The organism is Streptomyces sp. NPDC006476 (assembly GCF_040612015.1).
Lineage (GTDB): Bacteria > Actinomycetota > Actinomycetes > Streptomycetales > Streptomycetaceae > Streptomyces > Streptomyces griseorubiginosus_B.
This window is the reverse complement of the sequence record NZ_JBEXPK010000009.1, coordinates 183,088-200,721: the sequence shown is the minus strand read 5'-3', so window position 1 is coordinate 200,721 and position 17,634 is coordinate 183,088. Positions and strand designations below refer to the sequence as shown.

Genomic DNA, 17,634 nt, shown 5'->3' with positions numbered 1-17,634 from the left:
ACGCCGTCCGGAGGCTTCCGGCCGGCCCGGGGTGTCATCACCCGCCGTTCGGGCCGTATGCCGCCATGAAGCGGTCGCGGAACGTGTCCATGGTCCACTCGGGGGCGTTGGGCGCGGGCTTGAGGCCGTCCGTCCAGCCCCAGTTCGCGACGCGGTCGAGCACCTTGGGGTCGCGGGCGACGATGGTGACCGGGACGTCCCTGTTGGCGGTGCCCCGGGTGACCGTCGGGACCGGCTGGTGGTCGCCGAGGAAGACGAGGACGGTGTTGTCGTCGCCGTAGCGCTGCATCCACTCGGTCAGGCTGTCCAGGGAGTACTGGATCGCCTTCCGGTACTCGGTCCGCACGCGCGACGCGCTCTTCCAGACCTCCGTGGGGTTCGTGCCCTCCTTCTTGATCTTGTAGAAGATCTTTCCGTCCCCGAGGTCCTTCCAGTCGATCATGTGGGCGATGGGCGACCAGGGGTTGTGGCTGGAGGCCAGGATGATCTCCGCCATGATCGGGTCGCGGTTCTTCTTGCCGTGCTCCAGCTTCTGGAAGGCCTCCAGGCTGAACTGGTCCGGCACCGGCGTCCAGCTGAAGTACGGCCCCTGGTAGCCGAGGTGCGTGGAGTCGTAGATGTGGTCGAGGCCGAAGTACTTGCCCTCCGGCCAGGACTTGCGCACACCCGGGACGATTCCGACCGTGCGCCAGGCACCGGTCTTCTGGAAGTAGCGGGTCAGGGTCGCGCGGTCGCTGGTCGTCAGCGTCCGGTACCGCTCCTGGTTCTTGATCCACAGCCCGGACAGGAACGTCGAGTGCGCGAGCCAGCTGCCGGCGCCCGTGACCGGCGACCGCAGCCAGCCACTGCGGGAGGCGAAGCCGGCCGCCTTCAGCCTGGCGTCACCCTGCTGGAGGGTCGCGTCGATCTCCGGTGCCATCGCCGGATCGTCGATGGCCACCCGCCCGTAGCTCTCGATGAAGGTGAACATCACGTCCTTGCCGCGCAGCCCGGTCAGCAGCTGGTCGGACGGGGTGTTGGCGTACTTGTCGACGTGGAGCTGCTTTGCGAAGACCTTCGCGTCTCCCAGTCCGTCGCTGACGGACTGCATGCGGTGGGCGAGGAACTGACTGTAGCCCTTCGTCGCGAACGGAACGCTGCCGAACTCCACGCTCAACGTGAAACAGGTGATCCACACGGTGCCGAGGACGAGCGTGGTGCCGACGGCCGTGGAGCGGTGCCGGCCCATCGTGTCCGCCAGCCGCAGCACCGCGAGCGCGCTCAGCACGAGCACCGCGATGAACAGGACGATGACGCCGATGACCGCGAGCACCTCGCCCGAGCGGCCGAAGGAGTCCTTCACCCAGTCCGCGCCGTCGCTGAACAGGGTCCAGTCGAAGACCAGGTCGAACGGCCGGGCGAGGGTCTGGTAGAAGCCCATGTCGATGAACTTCAGCACGGTGGTCAGACCGAGGAAGGCGCCCGCGACGACGGCTCCGACGCGCCGCGCCTTCGCGGGCAGGGCGAGCAGCACGATCGCGAGGAGGATCGGCTCGACGGGGAGACGGATGACCGACTGGAGGGTGATCCGGTCGAGCCTGTCCGGCACGAGATCCGCGACGATCACGAACACAGCGGCCAACACGGTCGTCCCCACCCGCACGACACCCGCGGCACGGGGGTAACGCCGCCGCCACCCGAACCAGCCGGGGCGGGTGCCGGGGGAGGAGGCGGCCGCGTCCGGGGCGGGGGCGGTCGCGTCTGGGGTGGGGGCGGCCGTCGTCTCGGTGGGAGGCTCGTCGTCGGCCGCGGTGGCGACTTCGTCCGCGGCCGGGGAGACGGATTCGTCACTCGGCTCGGTCTGGGGTTCATCGGCGGTCACGGCGGCCGATGCGGCGGCCGTCCCGCCGGTGGACTTCTCAGGTATGGCGGCGCTGGTGGGGGTCGTGGGCGGGACGGCGGCCTCGGTGGACGGCGTTTCTCCGTCCTCTGCCCGGTCTGCCGTTACCTCCGCTGCGTTATCTGTTCCCCGCTCGGGGTCTTCCTGCGCCGTCTCCGTCTTCGTCTCCGCGTCCGCTGCGGGCGCGTCGTCCGTCGAGTCGGACACCCGTTCGCCCCTCGTCCGTACGTCGGCTACGGCACCCGGCTCCGGGTCGGTCGCCGTCGGGGCGGTCGAGGCCTCCTCCGCCGGGTCCGGCGCCGTGGGATCGGCAGTCGGCAGTTGGCGAGGGGGCGTGAGGTGCGACACCCGAGGGTCCTTCCATGCGGAGCGCGGTGCTGACACGGCGGACCGGACCTGCAGGCCAGGGCCACCAACCTCGCGTACGGCCCCACGTAACCCCGCGTTCAAACACCCGGGTCAACCGCCCGCAAAGACTACGCCTGCCTGCGGCCCTGCCCCCGCATCACCCCCGCGAACCGGGCACCACACGGTGCCCTGCCCGCGCCCCCTTCCCACGAGCCCCTCGCCCCCTACCGATCCGCCGCCACCGCCACTTCCTTGGCCCACCGGTAGTCCGCCTTGCCGCTGGGAGAACGCCGTATCGTCTCGGCGATCACCAGCTGGCGTGGGATCTTGTAGCCGGCGAGATGGGTGCGGCAGTGCGACTGGATGTCCTCCAGGGACGGCCGCGACGCGCCCTCGCGCAGCTGGACCACAGCGGCCACGTGGTTCCCCCACTGCGCGTCCGGCACCCCGGCCACCAGCGCGTCGTACACGTCCGGGTGGGACTTCAGCGCCTGCTCGACCTCCTCCGGGTACACCTTCTCGCCCCCGGTGTTGATGCACTGCGAGCCACGGCCCAGGACGGTGACCACGCCCTCCTCGTCCACCGTGGCCATGTCGCCGAGCAGCACCCAGCGCTGGCCGTCCTTCTCGAAGAAGGTCTCGGCGGTCTTCCGGGGGTCGTTGTAGTAGCCGAGCGGCACATGGCCGCACTGGGCGACCCGGCCCACCTCACCCACCGCGACCGCCTCGTGTGTGGCCGGGTCGACGACCTGCGTACGGGCGTTGACGCGGATGCGGAAGCTCTGTCCGGCCCCGGAGTCCGCCGTTGCCGTGCCGTTGAAGCCGGACTCTGAGGAGCCGTAGTTGTTGAGCAGCATGGCGCCCGGGAGCAGCTCCTGGAACTGCCGGCGCACCGTCTCCGACATCACCGCGCCGGAGGAGGAGACGCTGAACACCGAGGAGCAGTCCGTACCCTTCATCGGCCCCTTCAGCGCGTCGATCAGCGGCCGCAGCATCGCGTCGCCGACCAGGGACATGCTGGTGACCTTCTCCTTCTCGACGGTGCGCAGCACCTCCTCGGGCACGAACTTGCGGTGGATGACGACTCGTTGGCCGAAGTTGAAGCCGATGAAGGAGGTGAGGGTGGAGGTGCCGTGCATCAGTGGGGGAGTGGGGAAGAACGTGATCCCGCTGCCCCCGGCGGCCACCCGCTCGGCCAGCTCCTCCGGCTTCTTGACCGGCTCACCGGTCGGCGCGCCACCGCCCAGTCCCGAGAAGAACAGGTCCTCCTGACGCCACATCACACCCTTGGGCATTCCGGTCGTGCCGCCCGTGTAGATGATGAACTGGTCGTCCCCCGACCGCGCGGGGAACCCGCGCTCGGCCGAACTCCCCGCCTCCGCCTCGGAGAAGGACAGCACGGAGGCCATGTCGGCCGCTTCCCCCACCCGGACGAGATGCCGCAGCTTCGGGCACTGCGGCAGCGCGGCCGCCACCCGGTCGCCGAACTCCGCGTCGAAGACGAGGGCGACGAGATCGGCGTCCCGGTAGAGGTACACCAACTCCTCTTCGACGTAGCGGTAGTTGACGTTGACCGGTACGACCCGCGCCTTGAGGCAGCCGAGCACGGTCTGCAGGTACTCGACCCCGTTGTAGAGGTGCAGGCCGAGATGCTCGCCCGGCCGGATCCCCGCGTCGATCAGATGGTGCCCGATCCTGTTCGCCGCCGCGTCCAGCTCCGCGTACGTCAGCCGGCGTTCCGCGCCCGTGCCGGGGTGGTCGATGTACACCAGGGCCTCGCGGTCCGGCACCGCGTCGACGACCGACTCGAACAGGTCCGCAAGGTTGTACTCCACCGCTCCTCCTGACCCCGGCAGCCATGACCACGAAAGGCGCATCCGTCGGTTCGCCGGTCATCAGAGCAAAGGGCGCGGCAACTGTGAAGGGTTCGCGCGAAGAAATCTGACTGACTGTCAGAAAACTCTTGAAGTGCCTCCCCGGCTACTGCAACCTGTTCTCGTTCCAGGAGAGGGGAGTTGGCCATGGGTGGGACGGAACACCTCACCGTGCGGCGCGAAGGCGCCACACTGGTGCTCACGCTCAACAGGCCCGAAGCCAAGAACGCGCTCTCGCTGCCGATGCTGGTCGGGCTGTACGACGGCTGGGTGGAGGCCGACGAGGACGAAGCGGTGCGCTCGATCGTGCTCACCGGTGCCGGGGACTCGTTCTGCGCCGGCATGGACCTCAAGGCCCTCGCGGGCCGGGGCACGGACGGCGAGCACTACCGGGACCGCCTCAAGGCCGACCCGGACCTGCACTGGAAGGCACTGCTGCGCCATCACCGCCCCCGCAAACCGGTGATCGCCGCCGTCGAGGGCTACTGCGTGGCGGGCGGCACCGAGATCCTCCAGGGCACCGACATCCGGGTCGCGGGCGAGTCGGCGACCTTCGGGCTCTACGAGGTCAAACGCGGTCTGTTCCCGATCGGCGGGTCGACCGTCCGGCTGCAACGGCAGATCCCGCGCACCCACGCCCTGGAGATGCTGCTCACCGGCCGCCCCTACACCGCCCGCGAGGCCGCCGACATCGGGCTGATCGGGCATGTCGTACCGGACGGCACCGCGCTCGACAGGGCGCTGGAGATCGCAGAACAGGTCAACGCGTGCGGGCCGTTGGCGGTCGAGGCGATCAAGGCGTCCGTCTACGAGACGGCCGAGATGACGGAGACCGACGGCCTCGCCTCCGAACTCAAGCGCGGCTGGCCGATCTTCGACACGGCCGATGCGAAGGAAGGCGCCCGAGCCTTCGCGGAGAAACGGCAGCCCGTCTACAAACGCGCCTGACCCCCACCGAAGGAGACCGGGCATGCCCGAAGTCCTCAAAGCCCCCCTCGCCGTCGAATTCCCCTTCACCCGCTCCCTCGGCCCGGTGCAGAGCGCCTTCCTGACCGGTCTGCGCGAGCGCGTCGTCCTCGGGGTGAAGGCGAAGGACGGCCGCACCCTCGTCCCACCCGTCGAGTACGACCCCGCCACCGCCGAGGAGATCCGCGATCTCGTCGAGGTCGCCCCCACCGGCACCGTCACCACCTGGGCCTGGAACCACGAACCCCGTCGCGGCCAGCCCCTCGACACGCCCTTCGCCTGGGTCCTGGTCCGCCTCGACGGCGCCGACACCGCTCTCCTGCACGCCCTCGACGCCCCCGGCCCCGAGGCCGTGCGCACGGGGATGCGCGTCCGCGTCCGCTGGGCCGAGGAGCGCTCCGGTGCCATCACCGACATCGCCTGCTTCGAACCGTACGACGGCGAGCCGGCCCAACCGACCGGCCACAGCGGCGAGTTCGCGGACGCCATCAGCGGCATCGTCGCCTTCGCCCGCCTCGACTACACCTACTCCCCGGGACGCGCGCAGTCCGACTACATCCACGCCCTCTCCGAGCGGCGCACGGTCGGCGAGCGCTGCCCCTCCTGCCGCAAGGTGTACGTGCCGCCGAGGGGCGCCTGTCCCACCTGCGGCGTCGCCACGGCCGAACACGTCGAGGTGGGCCCGCGCGGCACGGTCACCACCTTCTGCATCGTCAACATCAAGGCGAAGAACCTCGACATCGAAGTGCCCTACGTCTACGCCCACATCGCCCTCGACGGGGCCGACCTCGCCCTGCACGGCCGGATCGGCGGCATCCCCTACGACCAGGTGCGCATGGGACTGCGCGTCGAGGCGGTGTGGACGGAGGGTGCCCGCTACCCCGACCACTACCGGCCCACCGGCGAGCCCGACGCGGAGTACGACACCTACAAGGAGCTGCTGTGACCCGGGACATCGCGGTCGTCGCCTTCGCCCAGACCGACCACCGGCGCACCACCGACGAGCTCTCCGAGGTGGAGATGCTCATGCCCGTGCTGCACGAGGTGCTGGACCGGACCGGCCTGAAGACCGCCGACATCGGCTTCACCTGCTCCGGCTCCAGCGACTACCTCGCCGGCCGCGCCTTCTCCTTCACCCTCGCCCTCGACGGGGTCGGCGCCTGGCCGCCGATCTCCGAGTCGCACGTCGAGATGGACGGCGCCTGGGCGCTGTACGAGGCGTGGACCAAGCTGCTGACGGGCGACGCGGACACCGCGCTCGTCTACTCGTACGGCAAGTCCTCGCCCGGCTCCGTCCGTGACGTCCTGACCCGGCAGCTGGACCCGTACTACGTGGCGCCCCTGTGGCCCGACTCGGTCGCCCTGGCCGCCCTGCAGGCGCAGGCCCTCATCGACGCGGGTGAGACCGACGAGCCGGCCCTCGCGGCCGTCGCCGCCCGCAGCCGAGCCGACGCCACCGCCAACTCCCATGCTCAGCTCAGGGGTTCGGTGCCGCAGGGCGAGTATCTGGTACGGCCCCTGCGCACCGGCGACTGCCCGCCGATCGGTGACGGCGCCGCCGCCGTCGTCCTCGCGGCGGGGGAGCGGGCCCGGGAACTGTGCGAGCGCCCCGCGTGGATCCGGGGCATCGACCACCGCATCGAGGCGCACAGCCTGGGCGTGCGGGACCTGACCGACTCGCCGTCCGCGCGGCTGGCCGCCGAGAAGGCGGGCGCTTTCGAACGGCCCGTCGACACCGCCGAGTTGCACGCGCCCTTCACCTCGCAGGAGGTCGTGCTGCGCAAGGCACTGCGGCTCGACGACAGCGTGCGCGTCAACCCGTCCGGGGGCGCCCTCGCGGCCAACCCGATGATGGCCGCCGGACTGATCCGCATCGGTGAGGCCGCGGCCGGTATTCACCGGGGGGAGTCCGACCGGGTGCTGGCCCACGCCACCTCCGGCCCCTGTCTGCAACAGAACCTGGTCGCCGTACTCGAAGGGGATCCGCGATGAGCAAGGAGCCCGTGGCCGTCGTAGGGATCGGCCAGACCAAACACGTGGCGGCGCGCCGGGACGTGTCGATCGCGGGCCTCGTCCGCGAGGCCGCCGGGCGGGCGCTCGAGGACGCCGAGCTGACCTGGGCCGACGTCGACGCCGTCGTCATCGGCAAGGCGCCCGACTTCTTCGAGGGCGTCATGATGCCCGAGTTGTACCTCGCCGACGCCCTCGGCGCGGTCGGCAAGCCGATGCTGCGGGTGCACACCGCGGGAAGTGTCGGCGGATCGACGGCCCTCGTCGCCGCCAACCTGGTCGCGGCCCGCGTCCATGGCACGGTGCTGACGCTGGCCTTCGAGAAGCAGTCCGAGTCGAACGCCATGTGGGGCCTGTCCCTGCCGATCCCCTTCCAGCAGCCGCTGCTGGCCGGGGCGGGCGGCTTCTTCGCCCCGCACGTGCGCGCGTACATGCGGCGCAGCGGCGCCCCCGACACCGTCGGCTCCCTGGTGGCGTACAAGGACCGGCGCAACGCGCTGAAGAACCCCTACGCCCATCTGCACGAGCACGACATCACCCTGGAGAAGGTCCAGGCCTCACCCATGCTGTGGGACCCGATCCGGTACTCGGAGACCTGTCCGTCCTCCGACGGCGCCTGCGCGATGGTGCTGACCGACCGGGCGGGGGCCGCGCGGGCGCCCCGGCCGCCGGCCTGGATGCTGGGCGGCGCCATGCGCAGCGAACCGACCCTCTTCGCCGGCAAGGACTTCGTCTCGCCCCAGGCCGGCAAGGACTGCGCCGCCGACGTCTACCGGCAGGCCGGCATCGCTGATCCGCGCCGGGACATCGACGCCGTCGAGATGTACGTGCCGTTCTCCTGGTACGAGCCGATGTGGCTGGAGAACCTCGGCTTCGCCGACGAGGGCGAGGGGTGGAAGCTCACCGAGTCAGGGGTCACTGAGCTGGACGGTGATCTTCCGGTCAACATGTCGGGCGGGGTTCTGTCGACCAATCCGATCGGGGCGTCGGGCATGATCCGCTTCGCCGAGGCGGCGCTCCAGGCGCGCGGGCAGGCCGGAGAACACCAGGTGGACGGGGCCCGGCGGGTCCTCGGGCACGCCTACGGCGGCGGATCGCAGTTCTTCTCGATGTGGCTGGTGGGCTCCGAACCCCCCGAGTCCTGAAAGGTTCCCGCAAGGTCCTCCTCACGCGGCCTGTCGGCGGTCGGACCCGATCGCTAGGCTGACCGCGGACGACGAAATCGGGAGGAGCACGGACGTGGCCGAGAGCACCATCCAGCAGCACCCGTTCGCGGGCTGGGACAAGCCGGAGCTGGACCTCAGCAACGCCGACTGGCACTCGAGCAGCCGTGGCCTGGGGGATGTCCAGATCGCCTTTGTCGAGGGATTCATCGCGATGCGCAACAGCGGCCGCCCGGAGAGCCCTTCCCTGATCTTCACCCCGGCGGAGTGGGGTGCGTTCGTGTCGGGTGCCAGGGAGGGCGAGTTCGACCTCACCTGAACCGCGGAAACCGGAACCGCGCCAACCCGAATCGCGGAGACCGGCCCGTGTGAACCGTCGGAGGTGCGTTTCGCCGGTTTTCCCGGACACGCGACCGTGAGTACGTCCCCGGGACCGCCGCCTGCGCGAGGCTGGCCCCGGGGGACGGTCGTACTCCGGAGGTGAGGAACCCATGAGCACCCTGCCGGTCATCGCGGCGGTCGACGGTTCGGACGACAGCCTGCGCGCCCTGGACTGGGCCCTCGACACCTCCCGCCGACGCGGGGCGCCGCTGCGGGTGGTCCATGTGCGGCAGTACGCCGTCTGGGCACAGCCCGACGTCCTGGTCGCGGGGCCACCGGACCCGGAGGCCGATTCGGTGCTGGACCAGGTCCACGCGTATCTCGCGGGGGTGCCGGACCGGCCGGACATCGAGTACGTGGGGCTGGAGGGAGCGCCCACCGCTCTGCTGCCCGAACTGGGGTCCACCGCACAGCTGTTGGTGCTCGGTTCACGGGGGCGTGGCGGCTTCGCCACTCTGCTGCTCGGCTCCAGCGGCATGGCCGCCGCACGGGACGCCGAGTGCCCCGTGGTGGTGATCCCGCGGCCCGGCCGCGAGGTGCACGGCGAAGCGCCCGCCGAGCCGGGCCCCCGTGTCGTCGTCGGGCTGCAGGCCGACAGCCCCGACGAGGCCACCCTGGACTTCGCCTTCACCGAGGCCGCGCTGCGCGGCGCCCGCCTGCAGGTGATCGCCGCCTATGCCTGGCCGGTGCAGTCCTGGGTGGCCCCCTCGGAGCTCATGCCGCTGATGGTCGACCAGGAGGCCGTCGAGCGCGACACGTGGACCCTCGCCGAGGGCTTCCTCGCCCCCCATCGCAAGAACCACCCCGACGTCCGCGCCGAGGCGTACGCCATGCCGGGCGACGCGGCGGGTCTGCTGGTCGCCGCCTCCCGCGCCGCCGACCTGGTCGTGGTCGGCCGCCACCGCCGGCGTCTGCTGGCCCCGGCCCGCATGCTGGGGTCGGTCACCCACGCGGTCCTGCTGCATGCGGTCAGCCCGGTCGCGGTGGTGCCGCCGACGCCGGCGGAGGAGTGACACCCTCCCCGGTGGTCACACCTCGACGAGCTTCTCGAAGAAGAACTCGTGCTTGAGGAACGACGTCTCGTGCTCCGCCCCCGGGTACGGCGGGACGAGCTGGGCCGCCTGGAACAGCCGCCAGCCGTCCTCCAGGGCGGCCGCGCCCGTCTTGTACGGCGGCTCGTCGCTGTCGCCCGTCGTGGGCCGGGTGCCGCCCGTGCCGTCGTAGCGGGCCCACCCGACGACGTCGGAGTCGAGGGCGGAGGTGCCCAGGTACAGGACGAGGACCTGCTGTCGGGTGGTCACACCGTGCTCCTTCGCGAAGCGGGCCGGTTGGAGATCCGGGTGGCCCAGTGGTCGATGTCGAAGCCGGGGTCGCCGGTCAGCGAGCGCCACAGCCGGACCCGGTTGTGGATCTCCAGGCGGCCGGTGGCGGGTTCGTACCAGGGGAAGACCCGCCGCAGCTCCTCGCGGACGGCCGGGTCGTCCAGGTCGGCCGTGTCCCACAGCCTCACCTGCGGCACGGTCGGGTTGAAGCGGATCTTGTACATATGGCGGACGGTGTCGCTGTCGTTGCGCCGGCCGCCGTGCCAGATGCCGTGGTGCAGCAGGGCGATCGTGCCGGCCGGGCAGGTCAGGCGGGTCTGGCCGAGGAGGTTCTGGTAGCGGCCGGTGTCGCTCTCGTTGGTGCGGCGCAGATGGCTGCCCGGGACGATGAGCGTGCCGCCCATGTCCGCGGTGACCTCCTGCGGGTAGTACATGAGCTGCACGTCGAACGCGTCGGTGCGCAGGTCGATCAGCGCGTCCGCGTGCAGCGGCTGGGCGCTGCCCTGGTGCGGCTCACGGGTGTGCACGAAGTGGTGGTCGATGGTCGGGTCCGGCCCCACGAGGCTCTCCAACGCGCCCGCGACGGCGGGCAGTTCGACGAGCCGGCGGGCGAAGGAGCTCTCGGGGAAGGCTTTCGGCACCTCGGAGCCGTAGGGCACCGGGTCGAGCCCGGTGTCGAAGACGCCGAGGGCCTCCTCGTTCATCTCCGGGGGCACGACCGCGTCGAGACGCAGGAAACCGTGGGCCACGAACCGCGCCACCTGGACGGAGTTCAGCAGCTGTCGTGTGGTTGGCATACGGCAACCGTAGAAAGCCCCGGCCCGCCTGTCGTGGGCTGTATTCGGCGAGCACTGGTAAATTTCCACCATGCCTCAGTACGTGGACCTGGCCCTCGACCTGCCGCCGCAGGTCGTCAACGCGGGCGTCGGCGTCCACGGATCGGCCGGCCCGCACGAGGTCTTCCGCCTCCCGCGCCTGTGGCAGTTGCACCTTTACGGCTACTCGGGCGTCCTGGAGTTCGGCGGCACCCGGCATCCCATCCGCCCGGGCCATATCAGCCTCGTACCGCCCGACACGGAGGTCCATTTCCACTACGACGCGCCCCGCTGCGAACACCTGTACGCCCACTTTCGTCTCCCCGGCGAGGGCGAGCGGCGCCGGGTGCCGGCGATGCAGGACGCGGGCGCGCAGGCGGCTGTGCTCAGCGGGCTGCTGCGGCAGACGGTCGCCGCCGGCACCCAGTCCCCGGCGCGGGCCTCGGCGGAACTCTGGACGGTGCTGTGGCGCACGACGGCCCTGGCCGACGCGGCCGAGCACCGTCCCGGCGTCCGGCACCCCGCCCTGCGCACCGCCATGGCGTACATCGAGGAGCAGCTGGCCGGCCCCCTGACCATCCCGGACATCGCCCGGGCCGCCGGCGTCTCGCACACCCATCTGACCCGGCTGTTCCGCGACGGCACCGGGCACACGGTCGTCGCCTACATCCGGCGCCGCCGCATGGAGCGCGCCCGGCACCTGCTGATCGCCTCGACCCTCGCGATCCCGGCGATCGCGGCCACGGTCGGCATCCCCGACCTGCAGGCCTTCAACAAGACCTGCCACAGGGAACTGGGCGCCTCACCCCGCACGGTACGGGCGACCGCGGGGAGCTGAGGCCCGCCGGCGCCGAGGGGGGAAGAGAGCGGCGGAGAGGACCATCCGCTTCTCGCGGATCCTGATTGCGCGGTGCGCGGTGTCGGCCGCTCGTCTCTCGCGCCTTTTCCGGTCCTTTCCGCCACCCCCATACAACCTCCGCGCGCACCGCGACCAGAAGGGCCGAAGGGCCCGACCTTCGGCCCGCTCGGCCTCTTCGGGACCGGTGGGCCCCATGGGCGCCCCGAACGGCCCCTCATGCCCGGGATGCCCATGGGGTTCAGTCTGGTACTGAGGGCCCTCACCGTCTTCGGCACGGGGGCCGAAGGAGTTGATTGCCATGACAACGCTCGCCGGAGTACCCGACCGTCCGGTCCGGGTGGACGCCGTGCTCGACGCGCCACTGTCCCGGTGGCTGTGGCTGGTGAAGTGGATCCTGATCATCCCGCACTACGTGGTGCTGTTCTTCCTGTGGATCGCCTTCACCGTCGTCAGCGTGATCGCGTTCTTCAGCATCCTGTTCACCGAGCGCTACCCACGCGCCCTGTTCGACTTCAACCTGGGGGTGCTGCGCTGGTCCTGGCGGGTCGGGTACTACTCGTACGGCGCTCTGGGCACCGACCGCTATCCGCCGTTCAGCCTGGGCGAGGAGCCCGGCTATCCGGCGCGGCTGGAGATCGCCTATCCCGAGCGGCTCTCCCGGGGACTGGTGCTGGTGAAGTGGTGGCTGCTGGCCATACCCCACTACATCGTCATCGGGTTCTTCCTCGGCGGCTGGCGCGTCGGCTGGTGGGAGGGCGGGCTCGTCGCCGTACTGGCCCTGATCGCGGCGGTGATCCTGACCTTCACCGAGAAGTACCCCAAGGGCCTGTTCGACTTCATCCTCGGACTCAACCGCTGGATCCTGCGGGTCGCCGCCTACGTCGTCCTCATGACGGACGCCTATCCCCCCTTCCGCCTCGACCTGGGCGGCGCGGAGCCGGGCGGTATGGAGATCCGGGACGTGACATGACGGCGTTTTTAGGTGGCCGTTTCTAGTCGTGGGGCACCACCGCGACCGGTGCCGTGGCGTGGTGCGGTACGGCGTGGGTGACGGGGCCGAGATGGAAGGCCTGTGGGGTGTGCCGGACGCGGTGACCGACGACCACCAGTGAGGCGTCGGCCGCCGCGTCCACGAGATGGGCCCCCGCGCTGCCGACCGCGGTCTGCTCGACGACCTCCACGCCGGGGAACAGCTCCCGCCAGGGCGCCAGGACCTTCTCGACGGCGTTGGTCTCCTGGTCGGCGAGTTCCTCGCCGAGCGCCGGATCCAGCGGAAGGCCGTAGCCGAGGTAGGGCGGCAGGCTCCAGCCGTGGACGACCCGCAGCCGAGCGGCGCGACGGGCCGCGGCCTCGAACGCGTACGCGTACGCGTACGCGTACGCGATGACCGTGTCGTCGGGCTGCTCGGGGTCGAGGCCCAGCACGGTACGGCGTGCGGGGCGAGGGGCGGCCGTCCGCGTCCGGCCGGCGCTCGTCCTCGGGGCCCGTGCCGGAACGGACGAGGACGACGGGACGGTCGGCCCCCTCTCGGCGCGGACACCTTCGCGACCAGCCGCACCGTGGCGCAGACGCCGGTACGGCGGGGGACGGGGGAGCCCCTGACAGTGCCGTGGCCGACGCCTGCGCCTCCTTCGATGATCACTCCGACGGCTGCGCGCGCGTAGGGACCGGGGACCCGAGATGGAGGCCAAAGAGGCCCTTGCGCCACGCGTTCTTCCCTGTGTCGCGGTCCTACGTGGGGCGTCCGAGGCGCGGCACATCCTCGTCGTCGGCGAGGGCGTGCATGCGCGCCCGATAGGTGGCGGCTCGATCCGGCCCGCCAACCGGCGCCGTACGAGCCGCCGTTCCGCGTGCTCGCGGCGCCGCCGGGAAGGGTGCCCCGTGTCCCGCGCCAGCAGTTGGGCGATGTCGTACAACATGCCCACCAAGATGAGAAGTTGGAGCATCACGGCGACGACGACCATGACACGAGAGTCCCCCGAGGGTCTCCTGCCTCCAGACTGGAACGGGCGCCGCGCCGACGGGAGGACCCCCTCGACCCGCTCCCGGTGCCGGTCGGCCCCTTCGGAACCCCTGTTACCGGTCGGCACCGGAGGCTCCGCCGCTGTCAAAGGCGTGCTCAGACCGGATAGGCGTGTGTCTGTGTCGCCTTTACCGTCGCCCACACCGACGCGCCCTGGTGCAGGTCGAGTTCCGCGGCGGCGACCGTGGTGAGGTCGGCGGCCAGCGGGAGTTCGCCGGTGAGGTCGGCGCGGATCTGGTCGCCGTGCGTCTCCAGTCCGGCGACCTCGCAGCGCCAGAGGTTACGGGCGCTGGAGCCGGTGGGGCGGTCCCGGTAGAGGGTGACTGCGCTCGGCGGGAAGGCGACGAACACCGGGCCGGTGAGGTCCTCGGTGGTGGTGATGGCGGGGCCGGTGTCGAGGCGGACGGTGTGGCCGTCGGCCTGCCCGCGGTAGAGGTTCAGGCCGACGAGCTGGGCGACGTACTCCGTGCGCGGGTGCCGGGCGATGCCGGACGGGGTGCCCTCCTGGACGACCGAGCCGTGCTCGACGACGACCAGACGGTCGGCCAGGACCATCGCGTCCAGCGGATCGTGCGTGACGAGCACGGCGACGGCCTCGAACTCGGCTAGATGACGGCGGAGTTGGGCCCGTACGTCGAGACGGGTGCGGGCGTCCAGGGCGGCGAGGGGTTCGTCCAGGAGCAGCAGGCGCGGACGCGTGGCCAGGGCCCGGGCGAGGGCCACGCGCTGGGCCTGGCCGCCGGAGAGCCGGCGCGGCCTCACGCCCGCGTGGTCCGCCAGACCCATGCGGTCGAGCCACTCGGCGGCCAGTGCCCGCGCTTCCGCCTTGCCGACACCCTGGCAGCGCGGGCCGAAGGCCACGTTGTCCAGTGCCGTGAGGTGGGGAAAGAGCAGATAGTCCTGGAAGACCACGCCGACCGGGCGGGACTCCGGCGGCGTACGGTCCAGCTCCTCGCCGTCCAGCCGCAGATGCCCGCCCGTCAACGGGGTCAGACCGGCGAGGGCGCGCAGCGCGGTGGTCTTGCCCGCCCCGTTCGGACCGAGCAACGCGACCACCTCGCCGGGCGCGACGCTCAGGGTCACGTCCAGGCGGAAGGCGCCCCGTTCGACGATCAGGCGGGCGTCCAGCCCGTCCAGGGCGGTGTCGGCGCGCACGTCGTGGCTCCCGGTCACCCGGCGCTCATCCAACGGTCGCGCAGCCCGGCCAGCACCGCGATGGACACCGCGAGCAGCACCAGACTGAGGGCGATGGCCGCCTCGGGGTCGTTCTGCAGGGCGAGGTAGACGGCCAGCGGCATGGTCTGGGTACGGCCGGGGAAGTTCCCGGCGAAGGTGATGGTCGCGCCGAACTCGCCGAGCGCGCGGGCCCAGGCGAGGACCGCGCCGGCCCCGATGCCCGGCGCGATCAGGGGCAGCGTGACCCGGCGGAACGCGGTGAAGCGGGAGGCGCCCAGGGTGGCCGCGGCCTCCTCGTAGCGCGGGTCGGCGGCCCGGAGCGTGCCCTCGACGCTGATGACGAGGAACGGCATCGCGACGAACGCCTCGGCCACCACCACGCCCGCCGTGGTGAAGGGCAGGGTGACGCCGAACCAGGAGTCCAGCAACCGCCCGACCACCCCGTTGCGGCCCAGCGCCATCAGCAGCGCCACACCGCCGACCACCGGCGGCAGCACCAGCGGCAGGGTGACCAGGGCCCGGACCAGGCCACGGCCGGGGAAGTCCACGCGGGCCAGCAGCCAGGCCAGCGGGACGCCGAGCACCAGGCTCACCGCGGTCGCGGCGGTGGCGCACAGCAGGGACAGCTTGAGCGCCTGCCACACGGCGGGACTGCTCAACTGGTCCGGCAGGTCGTGCCATTGGGTCCGCACGAGCAGCGCGACGAGCGGGACGAGCAGAAACGCCAGGCCGATCAGCGCGGGCACCAACAGCGGCAGCGGCACCCCGCGGCCCCACCACCGCGCGCGCCGCCGCCGCGCCCCGGCCACCAGGGTGTCGGGCGCGGCGTCGGAGGCGTCCACCTTGGTCACGGCTTGAGGAACCCCGCCTCGGTCAGGACCTTCTGGCCCTCGGCGGACTGCACGAGCGCGATGAACGCCTTGGCCGCCACGGAGTTGGGGGCGTTCTTGACCAGGGTGATGGGGTAGTCGTTGATGGCGTTGGCCGACTCGGGGAACTCCACGCCCTGCACCTTGCTCCCGGCCGCCTTCACGTCCGTCTTGTAGACGACGGCCGCGTCGGCCTCCTTCAGCACCACCTTGTTGAGCGCGGACTTGACGTCCTGCTCGTAGGAGACCGGGGTGAGCTTGAGCTTGCCGGCCGTCAGCGCCTTCTGGGCGGCGGCGCCGCACGGCACTGTCTTGTCGCACAGCACCACCTTCAGCGAGGACTTGGTGAGGTCCTTCAGCGAGGAGACCTTGTCGGGGTTGCCCGGCAGGGTGGCGATCTCCAGCTGGTTGCGGACGAAGGTGGCGGGGGTGCCGACCGCGTCCCCCTTGCCCGTCACGATCTTCATCGTCTTGGGGCTCGCCGCGGCGAACACGTCGGCGGGCGCGCCACCCGTGATCTGCGCGGCGAGGGTGTCGCTGCCGCCGAAGCTGAAATTGACCTTGGTGCCCGGGTGCTCCTTCTCGAACTCCTTGCCCAGGGCCGTGAAGCTCTCCTGGAGCGAGGCGGCAGCGAAGACGGTCACCGTGCCCGACATCTTCGTCGAGGCGGAGCCGGAGGCGGACGCCGAGGAGTCCGACTTCCCCGAGGAGGAGTCCGAGTCGGACGACGAGCAGGCAGTCAGGGCCAGCAGCGCGGCGGCGCCCGCGCCGGCCACCTGCAGAGTCCGACGCTTCCGGCGCGCGGTACGGGTCATCACGGGTCCACTCCCTCTGGTCCTCACGGACACAACATCACGTCTGGTCCGGACGGACCAGTCACGGCCTCTCGACGACCACGTTGGTCGACTTGATCACGGCCACCGCCGGAACACCCGGCTCCAGCGTCAGCTCCTCGGCCGACTCCCGGCTGACCGTCGCCACTACCCGGAACGGCCCGGCCTGGATCTCCACCTGCGCCGACACGTCCCCGAGAACCACGTCCGTGACGATCCCGGGGAAGCGGTTGCGGGCCGAGGAGCCGGTGGTCTCCCGCTCCGTGCCGTGCAACCGCCGGGCGTAGGCCGCGAGAGCGGGCCCGGGGATGATCCGGTGGCCCATCTCGTCCCGGTCGGCGGTGAGTCTGCCACCGTCGACCAGACGCCTCACGGCGTCGGTGCTGACGCCGAGCAACGCGGCGGTGTCTCCGATCCGGTAGGTGTGCATACACAGAGGATAGTGCCGCAGATGCGAGGGAAAAGTCTCCTGTCGCATCGCATGAGCCGGAATCGTGATCTATCAGGTTGGCATGTGCGTTTGTACGTGGAGCGCGGCCGGGTACGGTCATCCAGGAGGTGGTGGCCCGTGAGTCAGTCCCTCACAGCCGCCGCACCGGTGGCGGAGCTCGCCCTCACCGGCGATCTGACCCGTCCGGCCCGGCTGACGGTGCCCGACCTGCTGGCCTGGCCGCAGCACACGGCCGAGGTGAGCTTCGAGTGCGCCACCAGCGGCGTCCAGCACCACCGCTTCACCGGGCCGCTGCTGCACGACGTACTGACAGCGGCCGGACCCGTCTTCGACCCCGCCCGCCGCAAGGACCGCCTGCGCTTCCTGATCGCCGTGTCCGGTACGGACGGCCACCACGCCCTGCTGTCCTGGGCGGAGATCGACCCGGACTTCGGCCGCGCACCCGTCCTGCTCGCGGTGACCATCGACCGCACCCCGCTCGACCGCACGGGGCCTCAACTCGTCCTGCCGCAGGACCGTTGCGGCGCCCGGCACATCAGCGGCATCGACGCGATCCGGGTGGACGGCGGCTACCCCAGGTGGACGTGACCCCCCTGGCCCCGCCCTCGATGAGGACCAGCCGCGGGACACGCGGGGCACCCGAGACCCCCGGAATCGCGTTGCCG

18 protein-coding genes are annotated in these 17,634 nt (G+C 71.3%); 9 read left to right on the top strand and 9 right to left on the bottom strand.

Annotated elements, in window-relative coordinates; genetic code table 11:
- Positions 1–37: 37 nt before the first annotated feature.
- Entirely contained in the window at positions 38–1,636 is a 1,599-nt protein-coding gene (locus ABZZ74_RS12970; RefSeq protein ID WP_356764172.1) for a sulfatase, read from the bottom strand.
- An 815-nt stretch (positions 1,637–2,451) separates the two neighbouring features.
- Complete coding sequence (locus tag ABZZ74_RS12965) at positions 2,452–4,062, bottom strand: acyl-CoA synthetase (protein ID WP_356764097.1); 1,611 nt, start codon at positions 4,060–4,062, stop codon at positions 2,452–2,454.
- A 186-nt stretch (positions 4,063–4,248) separates the two neighbouring features.
- Between ABZZ74_RS12965 and ABZZ74_RS12960 the strand changes: the two genes are divergently transcribed.
- The 6 genes from ABZZ74_RS12960 to ABZZ74_RS12935 all read left to right on the top strand — a co-directional run bounded on the left by ABZZ74_RS12960 (position 4,249) and on the right by ABZZ74_RS12935 (position 9,634).
- On the top strand, positions 4,249–5,049 hold the full coding sequence (locus ABZZ74_RS12960) for a crotonase/enoyl-CoA hydratase family protein (RefSeq protein ID WP_356764095.1): 801 nt from the start codon (positions 4,249–4,251) through the stop codon (positions 5,047–5,049).
- 22 nt (positions 5,050–5,071) lie between these two features.
- Positions 5,072–6,013 (top strand): OB-fold domain-containing protein, encoded by a 942-nt coding sequence (locus ABZZ74_RS12955; protein WP_356764093.1) that lies wholly within the window; start codon positions 5,072–5,074, stop codon positions 6,011–6,013.
- A complete protein-coding gene (locus ABZZ74_RS12950; RefSeq protein ID WP_356764091.1) occupies positions 6,010–7,059 on the top strand; it encodes a thiolase domain-containing protein in 1,050 nt (349 codons plus the stop codon). Before ABZZ74_RS12955 ends, ABZZ74_RS12950 begins: the two co-directional genes overlap by 4 nt.
- Positions 7,056–8,222: a thiolase domain-containing protein gene (locus ABZZ74_RS12945; RefSeq protein ID WP_208781670.1), complete on the top strand. Its 1,167-nt coding sequence runs from the start codon at positions 7,056–7,058 to the stop codon at positions 8,220–8,222. The genes ABZZ74_RS12950 and ABZZ74_RS12945 overlap by 4 nt, the downstream gene beginning before the upstream one ends.
- Before the next feature lie 94 nt (positions 8,223–8,316).
- Complete coding sequence (locus ABZZ74_RS12940) at positions 8,317–8,559, top strand: DUF397 domain-containing protein (RefSeq protein WP_133048453.1); 243 nt, start codon at positions 8,317–8,319, stop codon at positions 8,557–8,559.
- A 172-nt stretch (positions 8,560–8,731) separates the two neighbouring features.
- The gene (locus tag ABZZ74_RS12935; protein ID WP_356764089.1) at positions 8,732–9,634 is read left to right on the top strand and encodes a universal stress protein; all 903 of its coding nucleotides are present in this window, start codon (positions 8,732–8,734) and stop codon (positions 9,632–9,634) included.
- A 15-nt stretch (positions 9,635–9,649) separates the two neighbouring features.
- Here the strand turns inward: ABZZ74_RS12935 and ABZZ74_RS12930 are convergent, their stop codons facing one another.
- Together ABZZ74_RS12930 and ABZZ74_RS12925 are read right to left on the bottom strand one after the other, a co-directional pair.
- Positions 9,650–9,922, bottom strand: a complete 273-nt coding sequence (locus ABZZ74_RS12930) for a hypothetical protein (RefSeq protein ID WP_356764087.1) — start codon at positions 9,920–9,922, stop codon at positions 9,650–9,652.
- Positions 9,919–10,740: a phytanoyl-CoA dioxygenase family protein gene (locus ABZZ74_RS12925; RefSeq protein WP_356764085.1), complete on the bottom strand. Its 822-nt coding sequence runs from the start codon at positions 10,738–10,740 to the stop codon at positions 9,919–9,921. The genes ABZZ74_RS12930 and ABZZ74_RS12925 overlap by 4 nt, the downstream gene beginning before the upstream one ends.
- Before the next feature lie 70 nt (positions 10,741–10,810).
- On the opposite strand from ABZZ74_RS12925, the gene ABZZ74_RS12920 reads away from it, so the two are divergent.
- Positions 10,811–11,596 (top strand): AraC family transcriptional regulator, encoded by a 786-nt coding sequence (locus ABZZ74_RS12920; RefSeq protein ID WP_356764083.1) that lies wholly within the window; start codon positions 10,811–10,813, stop codon positions 11,594–11,596.
- Positions 11,597–11,915: 319 nt separating this feature from the next.
- On the top strand, positions 11,916–12,587 hold the full coding sequence (locus ABZZ74_RS12915; protein ID WP_356764081.1) for a DUF4389 domain-containing protein: 672 nt from the start codon (positions 11,916–11,918) through the stop codon (positions 12,585–12,587).
- Positions 12,588–12,609: 22 nt separating this feature from the next.
- On the opposite strand, the gene ABZZ74_RS12910 is transcribed toward ABZZ74_RS12915, so the two are convergent.
- The 5 genes from ABZZ74_RS12910 to ABZZ74_RS12890 form a co-directional block, all read right to left on the bottom strand.
- Positions 12,610–13,041: a universal stress protein gene (locus ABZZ74_RS12910; protein ID WP_356764079.1), complete on the bottom strand. Its 432-nt coding sequence runs from the start codon at positions 13,039–13,041 to the stop codon at positions 12,610–12,612.
- A gap of 695 nt (positions 13,042–13,736) precedes the next feature.
- On the bottom strand, positions 13,737–14,813 hold the full coding sequence (locus ABZZ74_RS12905) for an ABC transporter ATP-binding protein (protein WP_356764077.1): 1,077 nt from the start codon (positions 14,811–14,813) through the stop codon (positions 13,737–13,739).
- Positions 14,810–15,667: a molybdate ABC transporter permease subunit gene (gene modB / locus ABZZ74_RS12900; protein ID WP_356764075.1), complete on the bottom strand. Its 858-nt coding sequence runs from the start codon at positions 15,665–15,667 to the stop codon at positions 14,810–14,812. The genes ABZZ74_RS12905 and modB overlap by 4 nt, the downstream gene beginning before the upstream one ends.
- Positions 15,664–16,500, bottom strand: coding sequence for a molybdate ABC transporter substrate-binding protein (modA, locus tag ABZZ74_RS12895; RefSeq protein WP_356764073.1), 837 nt, complete (start codon positions 16,498–16,500; stop codon positions 15,664–15,666). The genes modB and modA overlap by 4 nt, the downstream gene beginning before the upstream one ends.
- Positions 16,501–16,561: 61 nt before the next feature.
- Complete coding sequence (locus ABZZ74_RS12890; RefSeq protein WP_356764071.1) at positions 16,562–16,948, bottom strand: TOBE domain-containing protein; 387 nt, start codon at positions 16,946–16,948, stop codon at positions 16,562–16,564.
- 138 nt (positions 16,949–17,086) lie between these two features.
- Between ABZZ74_RS12890 and ABZZ74_RS12885 the strand changes: the two genes are divergently transcribed.
- The gene (locus ABZZ74_RS12885; RefSeq protein ID WP_356764069.1) at positions 17,087–17,557 is read left to right on the top strand and encodes a molybdopterin-dependent oxidoreductase; all 471 of its coding nucleotides are present in this window, start codon (positions 17,087–17,089) and stop codon (positions 17,555–17,557) included.
- Positions 17,558–17,634 lie beyond the last annotated feature (77 nt).